Consider the following 516-nt stretch of genomic DNA (forward strand, 5'->3'; position numbering starts at 1 on the left):
CTCATCGGCTGGCTTTGAAGCTGGCTTAAACTTCGGTCTAAAAGCTGGACGAGCAGGCTTGACTTCATCAGATGGTGTTTCAACTTCTGGTGATACCTCATCGGCTGGCTTTGAAGCTGGCTTAAACTTAGGTCTGAAGGCTGGACGAGCGGGCTTGACTTCCTCCGATGGAGCTCCAACTTCTGGCGATACCTCTGTGCTAGCTTCTACAACTGGCTCAGTTACCTCATCGGCTGGTTTTGAGGCTGATTTAAACTTCGGTCTAAAAGCTGGACGAGCAGGCTTGACTTCCTCCGATGGTGTTTCGACTTCTGGAGCTACCTCTGCACTGGCCTCTACAACTGGCTCAGTTACCTCATCGGCTGGCTTTGAAGCTGGCTTAAACTTCGGTCTAAAAGCTGGACGAGCAGGCTTGACTTCATCAGATGGTGTTTCAACTTCTGGTATACCTCATCGGCTGCTTGAAGCTGGCTTAAACTTACGGTCTGAAGGCTGGACGAGCGGCTTGACTTCCTC

General features: G+C 51.0%; 1 protein-coding gene. It reads left to right on the forward strand.

Annotated features, from left to right (window positions below; all coding sequences use genetic code 11):
• Window positions 1-516, forward strand: a 516-nt coding sequence (locus BWI92_RS27585) for a hypothetical protein (RefSeq protein ID WP_176464560.1), incomplete at both ends; no start/stop codon positions are given.

The organism is Flectobacillus sp. BAB-3569 (assembly GCF_002270355.1).
GTDB classification, from domain to species: Bacteria; Bacteroidota; Bacteroidia; order Cytophagales; family Spirosomataceae; genus Flectobacillus; species Flectobacillus roseus.